The 2,439-nt window shown below is 69.0% G+C and carries 3 protein-coding genes and 1 tRNA gene; 1 reads left to right on the plus strand and 3 read right to left on the minus strand.

What is annotated here, in order from left to right:
- Positions 1–201 precede the first annotated feature (201 nt).
- Positions 202–275, plus strand: a tRNA-Met gene (locus tag P1P70_RS43410).
- 114 nt (positions 276–389) lie between these two features.
- On the opposite strand, the gene P1P70_RS43415 is transcribed toward P1P70_RS43410, so the two are convergent.
- The 3 genes from P1P70_RS43415 to hisN form a co-directional block, all read right to left on the minus strand.
- Complete coding sequence (locus P1P70_RS43415) at positions 390–806, minus strand: Fur family transcriptional regulator (RefSeq protein WP_319247842.1); 417 nt, start codon at positions 804–806, stop codon at positions 390–392.
- Positions 807–1,039: 233 nt separating this feature from the next.
- On the minus strand, positions 1,040–1,432 hold the full coding sequence (locus tag P1P70_RS43420) for a cyclic nucleotide-binding/CBS domain-containing protein (protein ID WP_319247844.1): 393 nt from the start codon (positions 1,430–1,432) through the stop codon (positions 1,040–1,042).
- 151 nt (positions 1,433–1,583) lie between these two features.
- The gene (hisN, locus tag P1P70_RS43425; protein WP_319247847.1) at positions 1,584–2,384 is read right to left on the minus strand and encodes a histidinol-phosphatase; all 801 of its coding nucleotides are present in this window, start codon (positions 2,382–2,384) and stop codon (positions 1,584–1,586) included.
- Positions 2,385–2,439 lie beyond the last annotated feature (55 nt).

A 2,439-nucleotide genomic window follows, 5' to 3' on the forward strand; every position in this document is an offset into this window, starting at 1 on the left:
GTGCTGGGCGGGCGGGGTTTCGCTCGCCCGCGCTGGCGGGGTGCCGCTCCGCCCACCCGTGCCGCCCCTGGCGGCACGATTGCCCGCGGCTGAGACAGTTCCCCCAGCGGCGCGATTGCCCGCAGCTGGTGAGTGGGTCTGGCCTGGTGGTCAATGAATTTGCGCTGGTCGATGGCGGTGACGTAGTGTTCTGTTCATCGACGCGGGGTGGAGCAGCTCGGTAGCTCGCTGGGCTCATAACCCAGAGGTCGCAGGTTCAAATCCTGTCCCCGCTACTGAAGGCCGATGGCTCGGAACCGGTGAGGTTCCGGGCCATCGGTGTTTTCGCGCAAGAGTCAAAGAGGAGCCCCGGCTGTGGTGCGGCCGGGGCTTCGTCGTGCGCGGTGGGGCTACGCCTTAGTGCAGGTCGGGCAGACGCCTCGATAGGTGACCTCGACGTCCGAGACGGTGAAGCCGAAGCGCTCGGAGGTGGGGAGGTCGGCCAGTGGATTGCCGGTCGGGTGCACGTCGCGGATCATGCCGCACCGGGCGCAGACCAGGTGGTGGTGCGGATGGTGCGCGTTCGGGTCGTACCGCTTGGCGCGCCTGTCCGTGGCGACCTCGAGCACCTCACCGAGGGAGACCAGTTCACCCAGGGTGTTGTAGACGGTCGCCCGGGAGATCTCGGGCAGCTTGGCGACAGCGCGCGCGTGCACCTCGTCGGCCGTCAGATGGACGTGTTCGCCGTCGAGGACCTCGGCCACGACACGCCGCTGCGCGGTCATACGCCATCCGCGTCCGCGCAGCCGCTCCAGAAGGTCACTCATACCGGTCAGCGTAACAGCAGGCGGAACAGATCCCGAACGGGTGTGACTTTGGAACTTGACTTGACTTGGATTTTGTCCAATATAGGATCGGGTGTGATCGGCGCAGGCTTCGACAGGCGCCTGGAGGCCGCCGTCCAGGCCTTGTGCGGCTGACCGGGGTTGGACCGCTTGTCGTTGGGGCGGGCCGGGGTCTCACGGGAGACTCCCGGCCCGTTCGTGCGTCCGGGGTGGGGCTATGCCGGGGCGTGCTGTCGGGCGGGCGCCCAGCAGCGGATGATGTCGCGGACCGAGACGATGCCGATGGGGGCGCCCTCGTCGAGGACGATCAGATGGCGGAAGCCGCCGTGGGCCATGGCGCGGGCCGCTTCCTCCAGGGTCCAGGACGGCGTGGCGAACACGACGTCGGTGGTGGTGTGGGCGTGGGCGCGTTCGGCGTCGGGACTCTGTCCCAGGCCTACGGAGACGAGGACGTCGCGTTCGGTCAGGATGCCGAGTCCGCCGGCGTCCGGGTCGAGGACCACGGCCGCGCCGATCCGGCGAGCCGCCATCAGGGCGGCGGCCTGGCGGAGGGTGTGATCGGGGCCGATGGTGAGGACCACTGTGCTCATGGCGTCGCGGACGAGCATGGAGTTCAGCCACCTCCTAGGGAATCCGTGAACGGCTTGTTCAAGGATTCACAAGTTCACAAGCGGGGGAACTCTCAATGTGGCAGGTAAAGCGGAGGTCAACAAGGGGGCGTGCGTGGTCAGTTCGGGGCGCTCCGGATCATTCCCGGGCTCAGTAGCGCTGGTTCAGATAGCCCAGGAGCTCGTCGTGGAGGAGGCCGTTCGAAGCCGCCGCGTTGCCGCTGTGCGGGCCGGGGCGGCCGTCCAGGCCGGTGAAACTGCCGCCCGCCTCGGTGACGATGATCGCGTTGGCGGCCATGTCCCAGAGGGAGAGCTCTGGTTCGGCGCAGATGTCCACGGAGCCCTCGGCGACCATCATGTACGGCCAGAAATCGCCGTACGCACGGGTGCGCCACACCTCGCGGGTCAGGTCCAGGAAGCCGTTGAGGTGACCGCGCTCCTCCCAGCCGCTGAGGGAGGAGTAGGCGAAGGAGGCGTCCGCGAGGTCGGCGACACGGGAGACGCGCAGGCGTGATGCCGAGCTCAGGCTGCGGCCGGTGAAGGCGCCGTGGCCCTTGGCGGCCCACCAGCGGCGGCCGAGCGCGGGGGCGGAGACCACGCCGACGACGGGCTGGTAGCCGCCCTCGGCCGCCTCCATGAGGGAGATCAGGGTGGCCCAGACGGGGACGCCTCGGACGTAGTTCTTGGTGCCGTCGATCGGGTCGACGACCCAGCGGCGGGGGCCGGTGCCCTCGATGCCGTACTCCTCGCCGAGGATGGCGTCCCGGGGTCGGGCGCGCTGGAGTTGGCCGCGGATGAGTTCCTCGGCGGCCTTGTCGGCCTCGCTCACCGGGGTCATGTCGGGCTTCGTCTCGACCTTCAGGTCGAGGGCCTTGAAGCGGGACATGGTGTTCGCGTCGGCGGCGTCCGCGAGGACGTGGGCGAGGCGGAGGTCGTCGAGGTAATCGGCCATGTGGCGAACGGTATCTGCCGAGGTCGGTGCGTTGCCATAGGGGGCCGGGGTAGGT

The organism is Streptomyces sp. MB09-02B, assembly GCF_033794485.1.
Taxonomy (GTDB): Bacteria; Actinomycetota; Actinomycetes; order Streptomycetales; family Streptomycetaceae; genus Streptomyces.